This window comes from Pseudonocardia sp. 2-7, assembly GCF_056341085.1.
Genome location: NZ_CP094507.1, coordinates 5,205,085 through 5,225,727, shown reverse-complemented (window position 1 = coordinate 5,225,727; position 20,643 = coordinate 5,205,085). Strand labels below are relative to the sequence as shown.

The following is a 20,643-nucleotide window of genomic DNA, read 5'->3' as shown; positions in this document are numbered from 1 at the left end:
GGGCCGTGCGGCCGCCGTCACACTTGACCTGAAGTCCGGTTCAGCTATCAGGCTGCGGGCATGGCCGACTACGCGCTTCCGGACCTGCCCTACGACTACTCCGCTCTGGCCCCGCACATCGCGCCCGAGATCATGGAGCTGCACCACTCCAAGCACCACAACACCTACGTCCAGGGCCTCAACACCACCCTCGACAAGCTCGCCGAGGCCCGCGACAGGAACGACTTCGGCGCCGTCGTCGGACTCGAGAAGACCCTCGCGTTCAACCTCGGCGGCCACGTCAACCACTCCGCCTTCTGGAACAACCTCTCCCCCGACGGCGGCGACAAGCCCACCGGCGACCTCGCCGCCGCCATCGACGCCGACTTCGGCTCCTTCGACGGCTTCCAGGCCCACTTCACCGCCGCCGCCACCACCATCCAGGGCTCCGGCTGGGCCGTCCTCGGTCACGACCGGCTCGGCGACCGCCTGCTCATCCACCAGCTCTACGACCAGCAGTCCCAGCTCCCCGCCGGCCAGACCCCCATCGTCCTGCTCGACATGTGGGAGCACGCCTTCTACCTGCAGTACAAGAACGTCAAGCCCGACTACGTCAAGGCCTGGTGGAACGTCGTCAACTGGGCCGACGCCGCCGAGCGGTTCGCCCGGGCGCGGGCGTGACGGTCGCCGATCCGGCCGGGGGCCTGCGGGCGGCGTTCCGTGGGCACCCCGCCGGGGTCGCCGTGCTCACCACGACCGGGCCCGACGGGCCGGTCGGGATGACGGCGTCGTCGGTCGCCTCGGTCGGGGTGGACCCGCCCGCAGTGTCGTTCTCGACCGCCCGTGACTCGCGGCTGGCCGGTGCGCTCGCCGGGGGCGGGACGGTCGTCGTGCACCTGCTCGACGACACCGACACCGGTCTCGCGGCGGCGTTCGCCGTCCCGGGCGCGAAACGGTTCGGAGCGGGTGTCCGGTGGATGGCCCTGCCGACCGGGGAGCCGTGGCTGGTCGACGTGGGCACCGCGCTGCGCTGCCGGGTCCTGTCGGTCTCCGAGGTCGGCGCGTCGCTGCTGGTCGCGGCCGAGGTCGTCGAGCTGCTCGGGCTGCGCCGTCGCGGCCGACCCCTGGTGTGGGTGGGACGGGCCTACCGCGGCGTCCCCGTCGAGGACACGGACGCGGTCACAGCGGCTGCGGATGCACGTCCAGCGCCTGGTCGATGACCGTGCGCAGGCGGTTGAGCAGCTCGTCGGCCTCGCTCCAGGTGACCGCGCCGGTCGCGACGCCGTGGCGCAGCTCCTCGGCGATGGTGCGGGCGAATCCGGTGGACCAGGCGTGACGGGGGTCGATGCTCCGCATGGACGAATTTTGCCCTACGCGACGTGCTGCGTTCACCCCGGGTGCTCGATTCGTTCACAGTGCGTGTGCGACAGGGTGGGCGAAACCGGTGACGTCCGGCGATGCACACCGCAAGGACCCGGGGCGGTCCGCGAGCCGGCCGGTGACGCATCGGCGACGACGATGGTCCGATCGGCGGGACCCGGCGCACCCGCGGGTGGTCCCGCGGCGCCGTTCCCGGGGGTCGGATCGACGATTCGCCCGGTGTGCGTCACGATGATCGCCCGGCCCCCGGGCGAATCGATCCAGACGGAGTGTGCGCGTGACCACCTCGGAGTACAGCAGCATCACGCCCGGGGACCTGGCCATCGACACGCTCGGCCCGGCCCGCATCACCTCGCCGCTGGCGCCGCTGCTCGACGCCCGCCGCACCACCGAGCACTACGTGGACGCCGGTGACCGGGTCCTGCTCGACGACACCGCCGCCGGGATCCGCGCCCGCGGCGTCGAACCGGAGGAGCTGCCGGGCCTGGAACCGTGCGGGCCGCGCCGGCAGATCTACTTCGACCCGTCGAAGACCCGCGCCGGGATCGTCACCTGCGGCGGCCTGTGCCCGGGGCTCAACGACGTCATCTCCGGCCTGGTCCGCACCCTGACCTACCACTACGGCGTGCGCCGGGTCGTCGGGTTCCGCAACGGCTACCGCGGCTTCGTCTCCTCCTACGGTCACGACGTCGTCGAGCTGAGCCCGGAGTCGGTGCGCGACATCCCGGTCGACGGCGGCACCTTCCTCGGCACCTCACGCGGCCCGCAGGACCCCGAGGAGATCGTCGACTGCCTCGAGCAGATGCACCTCAACGTGCTGTTCGTGATCGGCGGCGACGGCACCATGCGTGGCGCGATGGAGATCGCCAGGGTGGTGGGGGAGCGGGGGCTGCGGATCGCCGTCGTCGGGATCCCGAAGACGATCGACAACGACATCCCGTTCATCGACCAGTCCTTCGGCTTCCAGACGGCGTTCTCCCAGGCCAGCGAGGCCATCCGGTCGGTCACGGTGGAGGCCAAGTCCACCCCCGGCGGCGTCGGCCTGGTCAAGCTGATGGGCCGGCACTCCGGCTTCATCGCCTGCTACGCCTCGCTCGTGCGGTCCGACGCCGACGCCGTTCTGATCCCCGAGGTGCCCTTCGAGCTGGACGGCGAGACCGGTCTGCTGAACCACCTGCGACGACGGGTGTCCCAGCGCGGGCACGCGGTCGTCGTCGTCGCGGAGGGGGCGGGGCAGGAGATGCTGCCGCCGGTCGGGCGCACCGACGCCTCCGGCAACGCGAAGCTCTCCGACGTCGGCCCCTGGCTCAAGGAGCGCATCGCCGACTCCTTCGCCGACGCCGGGATGGAGACCACCGTCCGCTACGTCGACCCGAGCTACATCATCCGCAGCGTCCCCGCGAACCCCTACGACAGCGTCTACACCGTCCGGCTGTCCCAGGCCGCGGTGCACGCCGCCATGTCCGGGCGCACCGCGATGGTGGTCGGACGGGTGCGGCGCCGGTTCGTGCACATCCCGATGAGCCTGGCCGTCAGCCGTCGCAACCAGGTCGACCCGCACGGCGACCTGTGGATGGCCGTGCTGGAGTCGACCGGGCAGCCGTGGCGCTTCGGCGAGGACTCCGGAGCACCGACCCGGGCCCCGCACACCTGACCGGCGTCCTAGTTGAGGTGGGCCCGGTGCTTCATCGCCTCGGTGCGCACCTGGTCCAGCACGTCGGCGCCCGAGCGCGATCCGCGCCCCGGACCGTCCACCCAGGACTCCATCAGCCGGGCCGCCTCGTCCCAGCGGGCCTGCGCGGCGAGCACCTCGCCGAGCTCGCGGATGAGCTCCGGGCCCTGGTGGCGCAGGCCCAGCCGCATCCGGAGTACCCACTCCAGGCCGTCGTGGTCGCGGGAGCGGCCGTAGGTCGCACGCAGGTTCTCCAGCATCCGGGCGAGGATCTGGCGGGTCGAGGTCCGCGGCAGCATGCCCGCGTCGAAGGGCACCTCCGGGCCGGCGCCCGTCGTCGCGCGGAAGAGCTCCTCGCAGCCCGCCGGGTCGAGCCGCCTGCCGCCGTCGAAGGCGTCGACGAGGCGCTGGGTGCCGGGCACCCGCACCAGGAAGTGCCCGGGCATGCCGACGCCCTCCAGCGGCACCCCGGCCCGGCGGCCCACCTCGATCGCGACGACCGACAGGGTGATCGGGATGCCGGTGCGGCGTTCGAGGACGTCGGTCAGGAAGGAGTTGCGCGGGTCGGCGTAGTCGGCGGAGTTGCCGCGGAACCCGGCCTCGGTGAACAACCGGTGCAGCAGCGACTCGAAGCCGGTGACACCGTCGGCGAGCTCGTCGAGCGTGGCGCGGGCCCGTGCGGTGGACACCGCCGCGACCTCCGGGTCCGGGGCGGCGCCGGCGGCGATCGCCAGTGCGGCCTCGTCGAGCGGCGGTTCGGGCCCGGTCACCATCCGCAGGAAGCGGGTCACCGGGTCGGCGCGGTCGTGCCGGGTCACCCCGGGACCGTACCGGGATTCACGGGGGCGACATCGTGACGCGCACGACCGTGCCCGTCACCTGACCGGGGTCGTCCTCCGCGGTCCACACCTGCAGCACGTCCGACAGCTCCGAGGCCAGCCACATCCCCCGGCCGCGGTTCCCGGCGACCGGTGGCGCGGCGAGCCCGGGGAACGCGAGCCGGCACGTCGCGGCGTCGCTCATCTCCGAGACCAGCCCCGCCTCGGTGCGCCACATCCGCAGGACCGGGTGACCCGACCCGTGCTCGACGCCGTTGCTGATCAGCTCGTTGACCGCCAGCACGAGGTCGGAGATCCGGCTGGGCCCCAGCCCGGACAGCTCGGCCTGCCGCTCGACGACGCGCCGCATCGACCCGAGGTCGTCCAGGGTCACCGGCAGCGTCACGATCGCCGGCCCCAGCTCGTCCGGTGGGCACTGCGGGTTCTCGGCCAGCAGCTCGTGGTCGTCGCGCCGGCAGCCGCTCGGGACCGGGGCGCCGTCCACGAGGAACTCGTCGTGCAGTGCCCCGGCGTGCGCGCGGTCGGCCTCGACGTCGGGGAAACAGCACAGCAGCTCGACGGGCAGCGCGCGCAGGGCGTGCGAGAGGGCGAGGTCGAGGCGGGTCCAGTAGGCGGCGTCCGCGCCGGGCAGCTCGACCGGCTGGCCGACCGTGCACACCCCGGACGCGCCGTCGGCCAGCGCTTCGCGCACCGCGCGGCTCCAGCGCCCCGCGACCGTGAACGGCGGGGCCGAGTGCATCCGGTCCGGCGTGCGGAACTCCACCCCGGCGTCGTGGCCGAGGGAGCGGCGCAGCACCGCGGCACACCGCGGGTCGACGACCACGAGCGCGCGACGGCCCGACTCCAGCGCCTCGGTCACCGGTGCGGTGAGGGCGGCGGCCTGGTGCTCGGGATCCCGGTACGGCACGGCCCGGTGGACGAGGCCGTCCGGGTCGGGACGCGGGGTGGTGGTGGTGGTGGTCATCGGCGGTCGGGGGCGGTCGGGGTCATGGGGCGTAGGCCTTCCACGTCGAAGCTGTGCCCATCTGCTCAAGGCGGCTCCTGACGGGGTGACCATAACCAAGCCGCACCGGTCGTGCGGTGCGGGGCGTGTGTGTTCGACGACGTCGCACCCCCCGGCGGCCCGCGGTGCGGTAGGGAAGGCTGGAAACGGATCACCATCACGCACCACGAACGGAGTGACAGATGCGCGTCTTCGACGGAGTGGACGAGCTGCGGGCGGCCAAGGGGACCGAGATCGGGACCTCGCCCTGGCTGACCGTCACGCAGGAGCGGATCGACGGTTTCGCCGACGCCACCGACGACCACCAGTGGATCCACGTCGACGCCGAGCGGGCCGCGTCCGGACCGTTCGGCGCCACGATCGCCCACGGCTTCCTGTCGCTGTCGCTGCTGCCCAAGCTGGTCCAGTCCGTCTACAAGGTGGACGGGGTCACGATGGGCGTGAACTACGGCCTCAACAAGGTCCGGTTCACCAGCCCGCTGCCGGTGGGCAGCCGGATCCGCGCCCGGGTCGAGCTGACCGACGTCAGCGACGTCTCCGGCGGCGTCCAGCTCACCATCGGCGTGACCGTCGAGGTCGAGGGATCCGAGAAGCCCGCCCTGGTCGCCGAATGGCTGACCCGGCAGTTCGTCTAGGAGGAGAGAACCCATGCGTGATGCGGTGATCTGCGAGCCGCTGCGGACCCCGGTCGGCGGGTTCGGGGGGTCGCTGCGCGACGTCCCGGCCCACACCCTCGCCGCGACCGTGATCCGCGCCCTGATGGAGCGGACCGGGCTGGACCCCGACGTCGTCGAGGACGTCGTGCTGGGCCACTGCTACCCGACGATGGACGCCCCGGCGATCGGACGGGTCGCCGCGCTCGACGCCGGCCTGCCGGTGACCGCGGGCGGCATCCAGATCGACCGCCGCTGCGGCTCGGGCCTGCAGGCCGTGCTCTACGCGGCCGGCCAGGTCCGGACGGGTGCGGCGGAGGTCGTGCTGGCCGGTGGTGCCGAGTCGATGTCGGGCGCGTCGTTCTACTCCACCGGGATGCGCTGGGGGGTCAAGGGCGGCGGGGTGATGCTGAACGATTCGTTGGCGCGCGGACGCGTCACCGCCGGCGGGAAGAACTTCCCGGTGCCGGGCGGGATGCTGGAGACCGCGGAGAACCTGCGCCGCGACTACGCGATCGGTCGCGCCGAGCAGGACGAGTACGCCGTCCGCTCGCACCACCGGGCGGCGGCCGCGCAGGAGTCCGGGGTGTTCGCCGAGGAGATCGTCCCGGTGACCGTGCCCGGCCGGAAGGGCGACACCGTCGTCGAGCGCGACGAGCACGTCCGCCCCGACTCGACGGTCGAGAAGCTGGCGACGCTGCGCCCGATCCTGGGCAAGGACGACCCGGACGCCACCGTGACCGCGGGCAACGCGTCGGGCCAGAACGACGGCGCCGCGATCTGCGTGGTGACCAGCCCGGAGAAGGCCGCCGAGCTGGGACTGCGCCCGCTGGCGAAGGTCGTGTCCTGGGGCCTGGGCGGGGTCCCGCCCAAGACGATGGGCATCGGCCCGGTCCCGGCGACGGCCAAGGCCCTGGACGTGGCCGGGCTGACCCTGGCCGACATCGACCTGATCGAGCTGAACGAGGCGTTCGCCGCGCAGGTGCTGGCCTGCACGCGGGAGTGGAAGTTCACCGACGCCGACTTCGAGCGCACCAACGTGCACGGCTCGGGGATCTCGATGGGGCACCCGGTCGGTGCCACCGGCGGCCGCATCCTGGCCACCCTCACCCGCGAGATGGCGCGTCGCGACGCCCGTTACGGGCTGGAGACGATGTGCATCGGCGGCGGCCAGGGCCTCGCCGCGGTGTTCGAGAAGGTGTGACCCGTAGCCGGGGCGGCCGTGCACGGCCGCCCCGGCGAGATCGGTCAGTGCCCGGCGTTCTTCGCGCGCTCGTAGGACGCCTTGATCTCGCGCTCGGCGTCGGCCCGGCCGACCCAGGACGCACCCTCGACGCTCTTGCCCGGCTCGAGGGTCTTGTAGATCTCGAAGAAGTGCTGGATCTCCGCCCGGTCGAACTCGGCCAGGTGGTGGATGTCGCGCAGGTGCTCCTGGCGGGGGTCGTCCGAGGGGACGCAGAGGACCTTGTCGTCGCCGCCCTTCTCGTCCTTCATCCGGAACATGCCGATCGCGCGGGAGCGGATGACGCACCCGGGGAAGGTCGGCTCCTGCACCAGGACCAGGGCGTCCAGCGGGTCCCCGTCCTCGCCCAGGGTGTCGTCGATGAACCCGTAGTCGGCGGGGTACTGGGTGGCGGTGAACAGGGTGCGGTCGAGCCGGATACGTCCGGTCTCGTGATCGACCTCGTACTTGTTCCGGCCGCCCTTGGGGATTTCGATGGTGACGTCGAAGTCCACGGTTCGTTGCTCCTTGAAGAAGGTCAGCGGTCTTGTGTCACGGCTCCACCGGATCCGGGGCGGGGCCGCTGGCCCGCCCGCTCCGGCGGTGTCGGTGCTGCCCCCTAGTGTGAGGGACCGGGTGGGCACGGGTGCACGCCGGTGAGGGCGGAGCGGGCCGATGTGGCCCGCGTCGCACCACCGTGCGGGCAGGTCGGCCGCCGGACGAGCAGGTACAGGAGGGTCCGTGGGACGCAGGCATCGCCGGCCGGAGCGCAGCTACCGGCGGTTCGCCGTGGTCGCGGTCGCGGTGATGGCACTGGCCTCGCTGTTCGGCGCCGTCGCCCTGGCCGGGCCGGACGCCCGCAGCTCGTTCGGACTCGGCACCACCGCCACCCAGTACCCGCCGGTCCCGATGCCCGCGCTGCGCCCCCTCACGCCGACGGCGCCGGTGCCGAGCGCCGCCGGGATCACCCAGGCCCTGTCCTCCCAGCTCGACGCGCCCGAGCTCGGCGAGGTCACCGGGGTCGTCATGGACTCCGCGGCCCCGCGCGGGGTGAAGCCGATCTGGGAGCGTGACGGCGACCGCGGCATGGTCCCCGGCTCCACGACGAAGCTGCTCACCGCCGCGGCCGCGCTGCTGTCGTTGAACCCGACCGACCGGCTCGCGACCCGGGTCGTGCCCGGTCCGTCCCCGGACTCGGTCGTCCTCGTCGGGTCCGGCGACCCGTCGCTGACCGCGCTGCCCGACGGGCAGGACGGGCTCTACCCGGAGCCCGCGCGGATCGCCGACCTCGCCGAGCAGGTGAAGAAGGCCGTCGGCCGCCCGATCACGACGGTCTACACCGACGCGAGCCTCTGGAAGGGCCCGGCCGAGTCCCCGGGCTGGGGGCCCACCGACGTCGCGGACGGCTACGTCGCCCCGATGTCGGCGCTGATGCTCGACGGCGGGCGCACCGACCCGCTGCAGCAGGACGGCCCGCGCAGCACCGACCCCGCCGCGGCCGCCGGGAAGGCGCTGGCCCGCGCGCTCGGCGCCTCCGACGTCCGGGAGGGCGTCGCCGCCGCGAACGCGCCGGTGCTGGGCAGCGTGTCCTCCCCGCCGATCGCGAGCCTCATCGAGTACATGCTCACCGCCTCGGACAACGTCACGGCCGAGGCGATGGCCCGCCAGGTCGCGGTGTCCAAGGACGGCGAGGCCTCGTTCGACGGGGCCTCCAAGGCCGTCACCGAGGCGCTGGTCCAGGCCGGCTACGACGTGTCCGGGCTGCAGCTCGCCGACGGCAGCGGCCTGTCCCGGGACAACCTGATCCCGGCCCGGCTGCTCGGCGCGGTGCTGTCCTCGGCCGCCGCCCAGTCCGACAGCCCGACCGACGTGCAGTTCCTGCGCCCGATCCTCACCGGGCTCCCGGTCGCCGGCGGTGGCGGGACGCTCGCCGACCGGTTCGGCGACCCGCGGTCGGTCGCCGGGCGCGGTGTCGTGCGCGCCAAGACCGGCACGCTGTCCGGCGCCTCCAGCCTCGCCGGGGTCGTCACCGACGTCGACGGCAGGCTGCTGGTGTTCGCGCTGCTGTCCAACGGCACCTCGCCCGCCGACGCCCGGCCCGCGCTGGACCGCATCGCGGCGACGCTGTCGCGCTGCGGCTGCCGCGGCTGACCCGGTCTCGCGCACCCGTCGTCGCGGGTAGCGTGGGACGCATGGAGACCGACACGACCGGCCCGGTCACCGGCCGCCCCCGGCCCGACATCACCGGCGCCGGGCTGCCGGTGAACTGGTCCCTGGCCGCGTCGACGGCGGCATCGCTGATGCCCGCCGGGCCCCGCACCACCCCCGCGGTGGCGGGCGCGCTGGTGGAGCGCCTGCGCACCGACTCCGCCCGCGCCGAGGGACACGTCCGCGAGGTCACCGGCCTCGGGGCGGACCTGCCGCTGCTGCCCGCTGACGTGCTGGACCGGCCCGCCTGGGCGCGTGCCGCCGTCGGGGGGATGGAGGCGCTGACCTCCGGCGCCCGGCTGCCCGACTCGCCGTGGCCGCTGCGCACGGTCACCGCGGCCGGCTCGGGGATGCAGCTCGGCGCGCTGCTCGCCTACATGGGTGCCCGCGTGCTCGGCCAGTACGACCCGTTCGGCGGGCCCGGCGGGGCGGGGCGGCTCATCGTCGTCGCCCCGAACGTCTACGCCGCCTCGCGCTCGCTCGACGTCGACGGCGACCAGTTCGGTCTCTGGGTCTGCCTGCACGAGGCCACCCACCGGCTCCAGTTCACCGCGGTGCCGTGGCTGCGCGACCACTTCTCCGGGCTGGTCACCGAGCTGCTGTCGCTGCAGGAACCGGACACCGCGCGGCTCGCCCGGCTGCCCGACGCGATCCGCGCGCTGCGCGGCGAGGACGGCCGCAAGGCCGACGTGCTCGCGCTCGTCGAGCTGCTGCAGGGCCCCGAGCAGCGGGCCGTGCTCGACCGGCTGCTCGCCCTGTCGACCCTGCTGGAGGGGCACGCCGACCACGTCATGGACGCCGTCGGGCCGGACGTGGTCCCCGACGTCGCGCTCATCCGGCGCCGGTTCACCGAGCGCCGCCGCGGCGGCGGGCTGATCGACCGGATCCTGCGCGCACTCCTCGGGGTCGAGGCGAAGATGCGCCAGTACGCCGTCGGCGCCGCGTTCTGCCGGGCCGTCGAGCGCGAGGCCGGGATGGCCGGGATCAACCGGGTCTGGGAGTCGCCGGAGACGCTGCCGACCCGCGCCGAGCTGGACGACCCCGCCGCGTGGCTGCGCCGCGTCGCCTGACGGGTCACGGGCCCGCCGCGGCGGGCCGGGTCCGGCGCGCCGTGCGGGCCGCACTGGACCGGTTGCCCGCCGGCGCGGCCGCCGCCCCGCCGCTGGTCGCCTGCTCCGGCGGGGCCGACTCCACCGCGCTGGTGCTCGCCGTCCGGGAGACGGTCGGGGGGCCGGTGCACGCCGCCGTCGTCGACCACGGGCTGCAGGACGGGTCCGCGGAGCGCTCGGCGGGGCTCGCCACGCTCCTGCGCGGGCTCGGGGTGACGGCGACGGTGCACCCGGTCGTCGTCGGCGCCGCGGGCGGCCCCGAGGCCGCGGCCCGGACCGCCCGGTACGCGGCGCTGCGGGCGGCGCGGCCGACGCCGTCGTCGCCGGTGCTGCTCGGGCACACCCTCGACGACCAGGCCGAGACGGTCCTGCTGGGCCTCGGCCGGGGCTCCGGGGCCCGGTCGCTGTCCGGGATGCGCGAGTGGACCGAGCCGTGGCTGCGCCCGCTGCTCGGGGTGCGCCGGGCCGACACCGTCGCCGCCTGCGCGGCCGCCGGCGTCGCGGCCTGGGCCGACCCGCAGAACGCCGACCCCCGCTTCGTCCGCTCCCGGCTGCGCCACGAGGTGCTGCCGCTGCTGGAGGACGTCCTGGGCGGCGGGGTCGCGGCCGCGCTCGCCCGCACCGCGGACCAGCTCCACGACGACGACGCCGCCCTCTCCGTCGCCGCGGCCCGGCTGCTGTCCGCGGCCCGCGTGGCCACGGACGGTGAGCGGAATGCACCGGCGGGGGGGCCCGGGCCGGGTGATTCCGGCGACAACGGCTCACCACCGGGTACCGCCGTGACCGACCCCACCGGGGCCGCGGCGGGGGTCGGGGAGGCCCTCGGCACCGCGCTCGACACCGGTGTACTGGCCGCTGCCGAGCCCGCCGTACGGCGCCGGGTCCTGCGGGAATGGCTCGCCGGAGCGGGCGCGCGGGCCCTCACCGACGCGCAGCTGCGGGCGGCCGACGACCTCGTCGGAGCCTGGCGCGGGCAGGGCGGACCGGCGGTGGGCGGCGGCTTGGTGCTGACCCGCGCCCGTGGCAGGCTCGTGCTGCGCCGCCGCAGCCGGCCGCGTGACCGGGCGTGACCGCGGGTCCGGTGCACAGGGTCGACCGGACCGCCACGCGGTCCGTGCGAGGGGGTCGGGTGTACGACGGGGACATCTCCTCGGTGTTGGTCACCGAGGAGCAGGTGCGCGAGAAGACCGCGGAGCTGGCGCAGCAGATCGCCGGTGACTACGCCGACCTCGTGCGCGACGGCCGCGAGTCCGACCTCGTGCTGATCGGCGTCCTCAAGGGCGCCGTCATGTTCATGACCGACTTCGCCCGCGCGCTGCCCATCCCGGCCCAGCTGGAGTTCATGGCGGTGAGCTCCTACGGCTCGTCGACCTCGTCGTCGGGCGTCGTGCGGATCCTCAAGGACCTCGACCGCGACATCGCGGGCCGACACGTGCTGATCGTCGAGGACATCATCGACTCCGGGCTGACGCTCAACTGGCTGCTGGGCAACCTGCAGACCCGCTCGCCCGCGTCGCTGGAGGTCGTGACGCTGCTGCGCAAGCCGGACGCGGTGAAGGTCGACGTCCCGGTCCGCTACGTCGGGTTCGACATCCCGAACGAGTTCGTCGTCGGCTACGGCCTCGACTACGCCGAGCGCTACCGCGACCTGCCCTACATCGGGACCCTGGACCCGTCGGTCTACGCCTGAGCGGGGCTCAGCCGACCCCGGGCCCGGCCGGCGTGGCCAGTGCCCGCGGGTCGACCCCGGCCGGGGCCGCGTCGAACGCGGGCCCACCGGCGAGCGTCAGACCGGCCGGACCGTCGGTGCGGGCTGCGTAGTCCAACGCCCTCGCCAGGTCGGTGTACTCGATGCTGGGCAGGTCCTCGGTGGTGGTGAGGCTGGACAGCACGCCGATCGCGCGGCCCTGCGCGTCGAGCAGCGGGCTGCCCGACTCCCCGGCGACGCCGTCCTGCACGGCGAACACCGCGTGCCCCCACCCGCCACCGACCTCGGCGGCGGCCGCACCGGCGCGCACCCCGACCGTGCGGACGCCGCCGGCGCCGGGTGGGTTGGTCAGGCCGTAGACCGGGGTGCCGGCGGGCAGCGGCGCGGTGCGGACCGCGCCGGGACCTCCGAAGAACGGCACCGCGGCACCCACCGACGGGCGGGCGCCCGCGGGCAGCTCGACGAGTGCGAGGTCGTTGTAGGCGCAGACGTCGGGGTCGCGCTCCCCGCGGGCCTGCATGGTGTTCCACGAGCTCCACGCCAGCGTCCCGGTGACCGTGCCGTCGCGGCCGTGCACCAGCACCGGGGTGCCCAGCGGCACCGCGTCGGAGGTGCAGCCGTCGGTCTCGGTCTCGTCGCCGGTGCCGCCGCAGTGCGCGGCCTGCCCGAGGAAGGTGCGCTCGCCCGCGGTGAACACGAACCCGGCCGTGCACAGGCCCGCGCCGGTGGTCTCGGTGACGGTCCCCGGACCGATCGACCCCGGCCCCGCGACGACGGCCGGGTGCGGCACGAGGTCGCTCGCCTCGGCCCGGGCGGTGGTCGCCGGCGGCGCGGTCACGACCGGCGGCGTCGGTGCGGCGGCCGCGGGCGGCGGGATCACGGGCACGGCGACGGCCGTCCCCACCGGCACGGTGAACACCGCCAGTGCCGCCGCGGCGGCGAGACCGGCGGCGAGCACCGACACCGTCCGCCGGGGTCCGGCCACCGCGTGCAGCGCCATCCGATCGTCCCTCCCGACCCGCAGACCATCGCCGCTGGACCGGACGGAGCAGGGCGCCGCTGCCCTCCGCCGCCGTCCCGGTACCGAGCGTGCTGCACAGTTGTCCCACACCACGGTGTCGACGTGTGCGTCGGGACACCCCTGTGGGGGAACCGGGCAGGTCGCCGGTTCGTTCACCGATCGGCCGCCCGCTCACCGGGCGGTCCGGCCAGGTCCGTCCGGAGCACGCCACCCACCGTGGGGCTATCCTGGCGGGTCAGGGCCCTCCGGCGGGGCGGTACACCGTCCGCCGCCGCTGCCGAGAACCACTCCCGGGAAGGTGAAGGCCACCCAGGCCGACGTTGCATGGACCGCAAGCGCCTGCTCCGCAACCCGCTGATCTGGATCCTCGTCGCACTCCTGATCTATCTCGGGTTCAGCCAGCTGTTCGACGACACCCGCGGATACACCGAGGTCACGACGTCGGTCGCGCTCTCCCAGGTGCAGTCGGGGAACGTCAAGGACGCCCTCGTCGAGGACCGTGAGCAGCAGCTCCGCCTCACGCTGGACCGCCCGATCGAGGTCAACGGCAACGAGACGACCCAGATCCTCACCCAGTACCCCGCGCAGATCTCCGGTCAGATCTTCGACCAGGTCCGCCAGGTCCCCGGGATCGCCGAGTACGACACCGTCGTCCGCCAGGACTCCTTCCTCTCCACGCTGCTGATCACGATGATCCCGCTGGCGCTGGTCCTGATCCTGCTGTTCTGGTTCCTGAACAACGCCCAGGGCGGCGGGAACCGGGTCATGAGCTTCGGCAAGTCCAAGGCCAAGCAGCTGAACAAGGACATGCCGAAGAACACGTTCGCGGACGTGGCGGGCGCCGACGAGGCGGTCGAGGAGCTCTACGAGATCAAGGACTTCCTGCAGAACCCGGGCCGCTACCAGGCCCTGGGCGCGAAGATCCCCAAGGGTGTACTGCTCTACGGCCCGCCCGGCACCGGCAAGACGCTGCTGGCCCGTGCGGTCGCCGGTGAGGCGGGCGTGCCGTTCTACACGATCTCCGGGTCCGACTTCGTCGAGATGTTCGTCGGTGTCGGTGCCTCCCGGGTGCGCGACCTGTTCGAGCAGGCCAAGCAGAACGCGCCCTGCATCATCTTCGTCGACGAGATCGACGCGGTCGGCCGCCAGCGCGGAGCCGGCCTCGGTGGCGGGCACGACGAGCGCGAGCAGACCCTGAACCAGCTGCTCGTCGAGATGGACGGCTTCGACGCCCGCGGCGGCATCATCCTGATCGCCGCGACGAACCGGCCGGACATCCTGGACCCGGCGCTGCTGCGCCCGGGCCGGTTCGACCGGCAGATCCCGGTCGGCGCCCCCGACCTGGCGGGCCGTCGCGCGATCCTGAAGGTGCACTCCAAGGGCAAGCCCTTCGCCGACGACGTCGACCTCGAGTCGCTGGCCAAGCGCACCGTGGGCATGTCCGGTGCCGACCTGGCCAACGTGATCAACGAGGCCGCGCTGCTGACCGCCCGCGAGCACGGGACTCTCATCAACGGCGCCGCGCTGGAGGAGTCGGTCGACCGGGTCGTCGGTGGTCCGAAGCGCAAGTCGAAGATCGTTTCCGAGCGCGAGAGGAAGATCACCGCCTACCACGAGGGCGGGCACGCGCTGGCCGCGTGGGCGATGCCGGACCTGGAGCCGGTCTACAAGCTCACGATCCTGCCGCGCGGGCGCACCGGCGGGCACGCGCTCGTCGTCCCGGAGGACGACAAGGGCCTCATGACCCGCGCCGAGATGATCGCGCGGCTGGTGTTCGCGATGGGTGGGCGCTCGGCCGAGGAGCTCGTCTTCCACGAGCCCACGACCGGCGCGTCCTCCGACATCGACCAGGCCACCAAGATCGCCCGCGCGATGGTCACCGAGTACGGCATGAGCGCCAAGCTCGGCGCCGTCCGCTACGGCCGCGAGCAGGGCGACCCGTTCCTCGGCCGCTCGATGGGCAACCAGGCGGACTACTCGCTCGAGGTCGCCCACGAGATCGACGAGGAGGTGCGCAAGCTCATCGAGGCCGCGCACACCGAGGCGTGGGAGATCCTCAACACCTACCGCGACGTGCTCGACGACCTCGTGCTGGAGCTCCTGGACAAGGAGACCCTGAACCGCAAGGACCTCGAGCGGATCTTCGGGTCGGTGGAGAAGCGGCCGCGGATCACCGCGTTCGACGACTTCGGCGTGCGCACGCCGTCGGAGAAGCCGCCGATCAAGACCCGGCGCGAGCTGGCGCACGAGCGCGGTGAGGTCCTGCCGCCCAAGGAGGACGAGCGCACCCCGGTCGAGGTCGGCTCGGGCTCCGCCAACGGCTACGGCGACGCGCCCGGCACCCCCGGCGCCTCCCCGTTCCCGGCGGGCGGCTCGGCCCCGAGCCGCCCGGACGCCCCGAACGACGGCGGCTACGGCCCCGGCGACGGCGGCCAGGGGCACGGCGGCGGCAACGGGAACGGGAACGGCTACGGCGCGCCCGGCAACGGGCACGGCGCCCCGGCCCACGGCTACGGCCGGGCCGGGTCCTACGGCGGACCGGGACAGCCCCCGCCGCCCGCCGTCGCCCCGAACTACGGCGCCCCGCCGGACTGGCGGCCCGCGACCACCCCGCAGGGGCAGAGCTGGCCGCCGCCGAACTGGGCGCAGCCGCCGCAGCAGGGCGGGCCGCAGGGCCCCGCCCAGGGCGGTCCCCGGTCCGGTCCCGGACCGGGCGACGGCGGCAACGGCAACGGCGCGCACGGCAACGGCGCGCCGGGTGGTGCGAACGATCCCGGCGCCGGCGAGCAGCGACGCGGACACGACCCGGAGGCAGGACACTGAGCACGTCGACGACGGACGGACGCTCCGGACCGGTGGAGTCCGCCGCGGTGGCGGCCGGGGTGACCCGGGCCGTACCCGGCGGGGTCGACCTGGACCGTGCGGAGCGCGCCGTCCGCGAGCTGCTGATCGCGGTCGGGGAGAACCCGGACCGCGAGGGCCTCAAGGAGACCCCGGCCCGGGTCGCGCGCGCCTACGGCGAGATCTTCGCCGGGCTGTTCGTCGACCCGGACACGGTGCTGGAGAAGACCTTCGACGAGGGCCACGGCGAGCTCGTGCTGGTCAAGGACATCCCGATGTTCTCCACCTGCGAGCACCACCTCGTGCCCTTCCACGGGGTGGCCCACGTCGGCTACATCCCGGCCGTCGACGGCCAGGTCACCGGCCTGTCCAAGCTGGCCCGGGTGGTCGACCTGTACGCCAAGCGCCCGCAGGTCCAGGAGCGGCTGACCGCGCAGATCGCCGACGCCCTGGTGCGCAAGCTGAACCCGCGCGCGGTGATCGTCGTGCTGGAGGCCGAGCACCTGTGCATGGCCATGCGTGGCATCCGCAAGCCGGGGTCGCGCACCACCACCTCGGCGGTGCGCGGGCTGTTCAAGAGCTCGGCGACCTCCCGCGCGGAGGCGCTCTCGCTGATCAGGGGGCGCTGACGTGGTCGCCCCCGGCGGGGCGTTGCCGGAGCTCGGCCGCTGTGCGGTCATGGGGATCCTGAACGTCACCCCCGACTCGTTCTCCGACGGCGGCCGCTACGTCGACCGGTCGCACGCCGTCGCGCACGGCGTCGCGATGCGCGACGCCGGGGCCGACCTCGTCGACGTCGGCGGGGAGTCGACCCGGCCCGGGGCGCAGCGGATCGACGCCGCGACCGAGCGGGACCGCGTCCTGCCGGTCGTGCGCGAGCTCGTCGCCGCGGGCGTGCGGGTCAGCGTCGACACGACCCGGTCCGAGGTCGCGCAGGCCTGCGTCGAGGCCGGTGCGGCGATGGTCAACGACGTCTCCGGCGGCCTGGCCGACCCGCGGATGGCCGCGGTCGTCGCCGAGTCGCGGACGCCCTGGGTGATCATGCACTGGCGCGGGCACAGCGCCGGCATGCAGCAGCTCGCGGGCTACGAGGACGTGATCGGCGAGGTCCGGTCCGAGCTCGTCGCCCGGGTCGACCACGCCGTGATGGCCGGGGTCGACCCCGGCCGCATCGTGCTCGACCCCGGTCTCGGGTTCGCCAAGAACGCCGCGCACAACTGGGCGCTGCTGCGCCGGCTCGACGTGTTCGTCGACCTGGGCTTCCCGGTGCTGGTCGGGGCCTCGCGCAAGCGGTTCCTCGGCGAGCTCCTGGCCTCGGCCGAGGGCGAGCCGCGCACCCCGCCGGGCCGCGACATCGCGACCGCCGCGGTCAGCGCGCTCGCCGCCAACGCGGGCGCGTGGGGCGTGCGGGTGCACGACGTCGAGTCCACGATGGACGCCATCGCGGTCGCCGCCGCCTGCCGGCTCGGCGCCTCGCGCGCCCGCACCCCGCGGGAGACCGGGCGGTGAGCGACCGGATCGAGCTCCGGGGTCTGCGGGTCCGCGGGAACCACGGCGTGTTCGACCACGAGCGTCGCGACGGCCAGGAGTTCGTCGTCGACCTGGTGGTGCACGCCGACCTCGCGCCCGCCGCCGCCTCGGACGACCTGGCCGACACGCTGCACTACGGCGAGCTCGCCGAGCTGGCCGCGGGCATCGTCGGCGGTCCGGCCCGGGACCTCGTCGAGGCCGTCGCCGGGGAGATCGCGCAGGCCGTACTGGACCACGACGCCCGGGTCGCCGCCGTCGAGGTGACGCTGCACAAGCCGTCGGCGCCGATCCCCCTGACCTTCGACGACATCGCGGTCGTCCTGACCCGGAGCCGGGCGTGACCCGCGCGGTCCTGTCCCTCGGCTCCAACCTGGGCGACCGGGCCGCGCACCTGCGCACGGTCGTCGCGGACCTGGGGGCGGCCGTCGTGGCGGTGTCGCCGGTGTTCGAGACGGCGCCGTGGGGCGTGACCGACCAGCCGGACTTCCTCAACGCGGTGCTGGTCGCGGACGACCCGGGGCTCGATGCGTGGGGCTGGCTGCGCCGTGGGCAGGCACTCGAGGACGCCTCGGGCCGGGTCCGCGAGCAGCGGTGGGGGCCGCGCACCCTCGACGTCGACGTCGTCCAGGTGACCGACGACGGCGCCCCGGTCACCTCCGACGACCCGGAGCTGCTCCTGCCGCACCCGGGCACCCCCGACCGGGCCACCGTGCTGCTGCCCTGGCTGCTCGCCGAGCCCGGCGCGGTCCTGCACGGGCACGGGCCGGTCGCCGACCTGCTGGACCGGCTCGGCCCGGACGGCCGTGCCGGTGTGCACCGCCGCGACGACGTCGTCCTGCGGGACCCGGCATGACCGCGCCCGGACCGGGCGGACGGCGCCCCGGCCGCGGCCCGGACGGCGACCCGCGCCCGACCGTGCGCCCGACCCGGGTCCGCGACGTCGCCGCGATCGCCGTGGTCGCGGCCCTGCTCGGCAACATTCTCGTCCAGCTGACCTACGGGTCGCTGCCGACGCTGCCGGTCGCCGCGGCGGTCGTCGTCACGGTCCTCGCCGCCGCCGAGGCCGCGGGCGGGGTCGTGCTGCGGCGCCGGATCGAGCGGCGGAACGGGGCCGTCCCGGTACCGCCGCTCGTCGCGGCCCGGGCGGTGCTGCTCGCCAAGGCCTCCGCGGTCGGCGGCGCGGTGGTCGCCGGGCTGTGGGTGGGCGTGCTGATGCACACGCTGCCGCGGGCCGCGGTCGTGGTGGCCGCGTTCCGGGACAGCGTCGTCGCCGCGATCGGCGTGGTCAGCGCGCTGCTGCTGATCGGCGCCGCGTTCTGGCTGGAGTACTGCTGCCGTGCCCCCGACGACCCGGACGACACCGACGGTGGGATCCGCTCGACCTGAGGCGCGTCCCCCCGCGCGGGCGGGGCCGGTTCTCTACGCTGGACGGTCATGACGTCCCCGACGCTCGGCCGCCCGTACACACCGGTGCCGGCGCCGTCCGCCAAGCGACGGGGCGTGCTGCTGCCGGTCGTCGGCCTGGTGGTGCTGGCCCTGCTCGCGGTGATCACGATCGGGGTGCTGCAACGCGCGATCGGGACGCCGGGTGTGATCGTCGGGACCCTGGCCGCGCTGCTGCCGGTCGTGCCGGTGGTGGCGGCGTTCCTCTGGGTGGACCGCTGGGAGCCCGAGCCGCCGCGGATGCTGATGGGCGCGTTCCTCTGGGGCGCCGGGTTCGCCGCGCTGGTCGCCCTGCTGATCAACACGAGCGCCTCGGCGGTGCTCGACGCGGCCGCCGGGCGCGGCGCGGGCGACCTGTTCGGCCCGGTCGTGGTCGCCCCGGTCGTCGAGGAGTTCACCAAGGGCCTGTTCCTGGTCGGGCTGCTGCTGTTCCGGCGCCGCGAGTTCGACGGGATCGTCGACGGCGTCGTCTACGCCGGGATCGTCGCCGCCGGGTTCGCGTTCAGCGAGAACATCCTCTACCTCGGGCGCGCGGTGTCCGAGCCGGAGTCGGCCGGCGTGCTCGCGACGCTGTTCGTCCGCGGCGTCGCCTCGCCGTTCGCGCACCCGCTGTTCACCTGCATGATCGGCATCGCCGCCGGGATCGCGGTGGCCAGCCGCAGCATCGGGGTGCGGGTGCTGGCGATGATCGCCGGCTACGTCGCCGCGGTGGTGCTGCACGCGCTGTGGAACGGCGCGTCGGTGCTGGCCGCGACGCCGGGCGGCTTCTTCCAGATCTACCTGTTCGTGATGGTCCCGATCTTCGTCGGGCTGATCCTGCTCGTGGTGTTCGCCCGTCGCCGCGAGGCGCGGATCGTCGCCGCGCAGCTGCCCGGCTTCGCCGCCGCGGGCTGGATCGCGCCGAGCGAGGTGACCCTGCTGGCCCGGCTGTCCCGGCGGAAGGGCTGGCGCACGCTGGTGCGGCGCCGCTCCGGCCCGGCGGCGGCGAAGGCCGTCGCCGAGTACCAGTCCGCGGTCACCGAGCTGGCGTTCATGCGGAACCGGATCGCGCGCGGCGCGGTGAAGGAGAGCGCCCACGCCCTGCACGACGAGAAGCTGGCCGCGGTGCTGCGGGCCCGCGCCGTCGCCGTCGGGGTGCCGGAGGCGCTGGTCGCGGCCTGGGCGCGGAAGCGTCCGTCGGACTGGGAGCCGCCGCCCCCGGCCGCGCCGGACGGCAGCTTCTCCGGCCAGTTCCGGATCCCGACCTTCCCCGACGGCGGCGGCGCGTCCGCCTCCGCGGGGCCCGCCGTGCCGCCGCTCCCGCCCGGCCCGGACACGCTCATGACCGCGGCGCCCTGGGGGCGCCCCGAGGGACCGCGGGTCGCTCCGTGGTCGGGTGCGCCGCGGACACCCGCCCCGTACACCCCGGGACCGCCCGGCGTCGCCCGTCCCGCCGGCCCGCGCGGTCCGGGGTCGGCCGATCCCGAGGCCCGCTCCGACGGCCCGGGCGTACCCGGCCGTCCGCAGGAGCCTGCCCGACGTCCCGGCGAGCCGGGTGCCGGGCCCGGTCCGGTCCCCGGTGGCCGGGGGGCGGGCTCGCCGTCACCCGGGCACCAGCAGCCCGGGCACCAGCCGCCCGGTTCCCCGGTGTCCGGTCCGGCACCGTCCGCCTCGCCGGCGCAGGGCCCCACGGCCCCCGGCGCCGCCGGATCCGCCCCGGGGGGAGGCGACGAGCACCTCACCCGGGCCGTCCGCCGTCCGGAACCACCCGCCGCCGAGCCCCGCGGCCGCCACCACGACAACCCGTCCGACCCCGGCCCCACCCGCCCGATGCTCCGCCCCGACGACGACCCGGACCGTCCCGCCGCCCGTTGACCCGGGCCGATCCGGGGCGCCGGGGACCGCCCGCCCCCACCCCGTTCCATGATCACCGGTTGTGGAGCGGAGCGTTCGCGAGGCGGGCGCTGATCTCCACAACCGTCGATCACCGGCGGGGCCGGGGGTGAGGCCGGTCTCAGGAGCACGCCCCGCCACCCGGCGCCCGTCTACCCTCGCG

Annotated in this window: 21 protein-coding genes; 16 read left to right on the top strand and 5 right to left on the bottom strand. The window is 74.8% G+C overall.

Annotation, left to right across the window (positions count from 1 at the left end; translation table 11 throughout):
• The first annotated feature begins 60 nt into the window (after positions 1-60).
• Both MTO91_RS25245 and MTO91_RS25240 read left to right on the top strand, forming a co-directional pair.
• Entirely contained in the window at positions 61-660 is a 600-nt protein-coding gene (locus MTO91_RS25245; RefSeq protein ID WP_476653007.1) for a superoxide dismutase, read from the top strand.
• Complete coding sequence (locus MTO91_RS25240; protein WP_253067872.1) at positions 657-1,199, top strand: flavin reductase family protein; 543 nt, start codon at positions 657-659, stop codon at positions 1,197-1,199. Before MTO91_RS25245 ends, MTO91_RS25240 begins: the two co-directional genes overlap by 4 nt.
• On the opposite strand, the gene MTO91_RS25235 is transcribed toward MTO91_RS25240, so the two are convergent.
• On the bottom strand, positions 1,159-1,335 hold the full coding sequence (locus tag MTO91_RS25235) for a hypothetical protein (RefSeq protein WP_157818365.1): 177 nt from the start codon (positions 1,333-1,335) through the stop codon (positions 1,159-1,161). The two genes, MTO91_RS25240 and MTO91_RS25235, sit on opposite strands and share 41 nt — an antisense overlap.
• 301 nt (positions 1,336-1,636) lie before the next feature.
• Between MTO91_RS25235 and MTO91_RS25230 the strand changes: the two genes are divergently transcribed.
• Positions 1,637-3,013 carry an ATP-dependent 6-phosphofructokinase gene (locus MTO91_RS25230; RefSeq protein ID WP_224401228.1) on the top strand — a complete coding sequence of 459 codons (1,377 nt, stop codon included), beginning with the start codon at positions 1,637-1,639 and terminating at the stop codon, positions 3,011-3,013.
• A gap of 8 nt (positions 3,014-3,021) precedes the next feature.
• On the opposite strand, the gene MTO91_RS25225 is transcribed toward MTO91_RS25230, so the two are convergent.
• Together MTO91_RS25225 and MTO91_RS25220 are read right to left on the bottom strand one after the other, a co-directional pair.
• Positions 3,022-3,849 (bottom strand): SirB1 family protein, encoded by an 828-nt coding sequence (locus MTO91_RS25225; RefSeq protein ID WP_476653005.1) that lies wholly within the window; start codon positions 3,847-3,849, stop codon positions 3,022-3,024.
• A gap of 19 nt (positions 3,850-3,868) precedes the next feature.
• Complete coding sequence (locus tag MTO91_RS25220; protein WP_476653004.1) at positions 3,869-4,834, bottom strand: ATP-binding protein; 966 nt, start codon at positions 4,832-4,834, stop codon at positions 3,869-3,871.
• A gap of 221 nt (positions 4,835-5,055) precedes the next feature.
• Here MTO91_RS25220 and MTO91_RS25215 point away from each other — a divergent pair, with 221 nt between their 5' ends.
• Both MTO91_RS25215 and MTO91_RS25210 read left to right on the top strand, forming a co-directional pair.
• On the top strand, positions 5,056-5,508 hold the full coding sequence (locus tag MTO91_RS25215; protein WP_346106331.1) for a MaoC family dehydratase: 453 nt from the start codon (positions 5,056-5,058) through the stop codon (positions 5,506-5,508).
• Between the two features lie 13 nt (positions 5,509-5,521).
• Complete coding sequence (locus MTO91_RS25210; protein WP_179761631.1) at positions 5,522-6,730, top strand: acetyl-CoA C-acetyltransferase; 1,209 nt, start codon at positions 5,522-5,524, stop codon at positions 6,728-6,730.
• A gap of 44 nt (positions 6,731-6,774) precedes the next feature.
• Here the strand turns inward: MTO91_RS25210 and MTO91_RS25205 are convergent, their stop codons facing one another.
• Positions 6,775-7,263, bottom strand: coding sequence for an inorganic diphosphatase (locus MTO91_RS25205; RefSeq protein ID WP_073576771.1), 489 nt, complete (start codon positions 7,261-7,263; stop codon positions 6,775-6,777).
• A gap of 226 nt (positions 7,264-7,489) precedes the next feature.
• Here MTO91_RS25205 and dacB point away from each other — a divergent pair, with 226 nt between their 5' ends.
• The 4 genes from dacB to hpt all read left to right on the top strand — a co-directional run bounded on the left by dacB (position 7,490) and on the right by hpt (position 11,755).
• A complete protein-coding gene (gene dacB, locus MTO91_RS25200; RefSeq protein ID WP_062398478.1) occupies positions 7,490-8,899 on the top strand; it encodes a D-alanyl-D-alanine carboxypeptidase/D-alanyl-D-alanine endopeptidase in 1,410 nt (469 codons plus the stop codon).
• Positions 8,900-9,048: 149 nt separating this feature from the next.
• Complete coding sequence (locus MTO91_RS25195) at positions 9,049-10,026, top strand: zinc-dependent metalloprotease (RefSeq protein ID WP_405421661.1); 978 nt, start codon at positions 9,049-9,051, stop codon at positions 10,024-10,026.
• On the top strand, positions 10,023-11,135 hold the full coding sequence (gene tilS, locus MTO91_RS25190) for a tRNA lysidine(34) synthetase TilS (RefSeq protein ID WP_476654963.1): 1,113 nt from the start codon (positions 10,023-10,025) through the stop codon (positions 11,133-11,135). The genes MTO91_RS25195 and tilS overlap by 4 nt, the downstream gene beginning before the upstream one ends.
• Positions 11,136-11,194: 59 nt before the next feature.
• Positions 11,195-11,755, top strand: a complete 561-nt coding sequence (gene hpt / locus MTO91_RS25185) for a hypoxanthine phosphoribosyltransferase (protein ID WP_020623080.1) — start codon at positions 11,195-11,197, stop codon at positions 11,753-11,755.
• Between the two features lie 7 nt (positions 11,756-11,762).
• Here hpt and MTO91_RS25180 read toward each other — a convergent pair whose 3' ends face one another.
• On the bottom strand, positions 11,763-12,773 hold the full coding sequence (locus MTO91_RS25180) for a serine protease (protein WP_476653001.1): 1,011 nt from the start codon (positions 12,771-12,773) through the stop codon (positions 11,763-11,765).
• A gap of 345 nt (positions 12,774-13,118) precedes the next feature.
• Between MTO91_RS25180 and ftsH the strand changes: the two genes are divergently transcribed.
• Genes ftsH through MTO91_RS25145 form a run of 7 tightly spaced genes read left to right on the top strand, consistent with a single transcriptional unit; the run spans position 13,119 to position 20,462 of the window.
• Complete coding sequence (ftsH, locus tag MTO91_RS25175; RefSeq protein ID WP_476653000.1) at positions 13,119-15,617, top strand: ATP-dependent zinc metalloprotease FtsH; 2,499 nt, start codon at positions 13,119-13,121, stop codon at positions 15,615-15,617.
• A gap of 32 nt (positions 15,618-15,649) precedes the next feature.
• Positions 15,650-16,264, top strand: a complete 615-nt coding sequence (gene folE, locus MTO91_RS25170) for a GTP cyclohydrolase I FolE (protein ID WP_373324043.1) — start codon at positions 15,650-15,652, stop codon at positions 16,262-16,264.
• A gap of 49 nt (positions 16,265-16,313) precedes the next feature.
• On the top strand, positions 16,314-17,144 hold the full coding sequence (gene folP / locus MTO91_RS25165; protein ID WP_208826391.1) for a dihydropteroate synthase: 831 nt from the start codon (positions 16,314-16,316) through the stop codon (positions 17,142-17,144).
• Positions 17,141-17,506, top strand: coding sequence for a dihydroneopterin aldolase (folB, locus tag MTO91_RS25160; protein WP_405421195.1), 366 nt, complete (start codon positions 17,141-17,143; stop codon positions 17,504-17,506). The genes folP and folB overlap by 4 nt, the downstream gene beginning before the upstream one ends.
• Complete coding sequence (gene folK, locus MTO91_RS25155) at positions 17,503-18,018, top strand: 2-amino-4-hydroxy-6-hydroxymethyldihydropteridine diphosphokinase (protein WP_357437070.1); 516 nt, start codon at positions 17,503-17,505, stop codon at positions 18,016-18,018. The genes folB and folK overlap by 4 nt, the downstream gene beginning before the upstream one ends.
• Entirely contained in the window at positions 18,015-18,551 is a 537-nt protein-coding gene (locus MTO91_RS25150) for a DUF3180 domain-containing protein (protein ID WP_357437068.1), read from the top strand. Before folK ends, MTO91_RS25150 begins: the two co-directional genes overlap by 4 nt.
• 48 nt (positions 18,552-18,599) lie before the next feature.
• The gene (locus tag MTO91_RS25145) at positions 18,600-20,462 is read left to right on the top strand and encodes a PrsW family intramembrane metalloprotease (RefSeq protein ID WP_476652999.1); all 1,863 of its coding nucleotides are present in this window, start codon (positions 18,600-18,602) and stop codon (positions 20,460-20,462) included.
• The last annotated feature ends 181 nt before the right edge of the window (positions 20,463-20,643 follow it).

Excerpts from the sequence above, each read along its gene's own strand:
- MTO91_RS25245 (WP_476653007.1), top strand. The coding sequence starts at position 61 with ATGGCCGACTACGCGCTTCCGGACCTGCCCTACGACTACTCCGCTCTG.
- MTO91_RS25235 (WP_157818365.1), bottom strand. The coding sequence starts at position 1,335 with ATGCGGAGCATCGACCCCCGTCACGCCTGGTCCACCGGATTCGCCCGC.
- MTO91_RS25220 (WP_476653004.1), bottom strand. The coding sequence starts at position 4,834 with ATGACCACCACCACCACCACCCCGCGTCCCGACCCGGACGGCCTCGTC.
- MTO91_RS25215 (WP_346106331.1), top strand. The coding sequence starts at position 5,056 with ATGCGCGTCTTCGACGGAGTGGACGAGCTGCGGGCGGCCAAGGGGACC.
- MTO91_RS25210 (WP_179761631.1), top strand. The coding sequence starts at position 5,522 with ATGCGTGATGCGGTGATCTGCGAGCCGCTGCGGACCCCGGTCGGCGGG.
- MTO91_RS25195 (WP_405421661.1), top strand. The coding sequence starts at position 9,049 with ATGCCCGCCGGGCCCCGCACCACCCCCGCGGTGGCGGGCGCGCTGGTG.
- MTO91_RS25180 (WP_476653001.1), bottom strand. The coding sequence starts at position 12,773 with ATGGCGCTGCACGCGGTGGCCGGACCCCGGCGGACGGTGTCGGTGCTC.
- ftsH (WP_476653000.1), top strand. The coding sequence starts at position 13,119 with ATGGACCGCAAGCGCCTGCTCCGCAACCCGCTGATCTGGATCCTCGTC.
- folP (WP_208826391.1), top strand. The coding sequence starts at position 16,314 with ATGGGGATCCTGAACGTCACCCCCGACTCGTTCTCCGACGGCGGCCGC.
- MTO91_RS25150 (WP_357437068.1), top strand. The coding sequence starts at position 18,015 with ATGACCGCGCCCGGACCGGGCGGACGGCGCCCCGGCCGCGGCCCGGAC.
- MTO91_RS25145 (WP_476652999.1), top strand. The coding sequence starts at position 18,600 with ATGACGTCCCCGACGCTCGGCCGCCCGTACACACCGGTGCCGGCGCCG.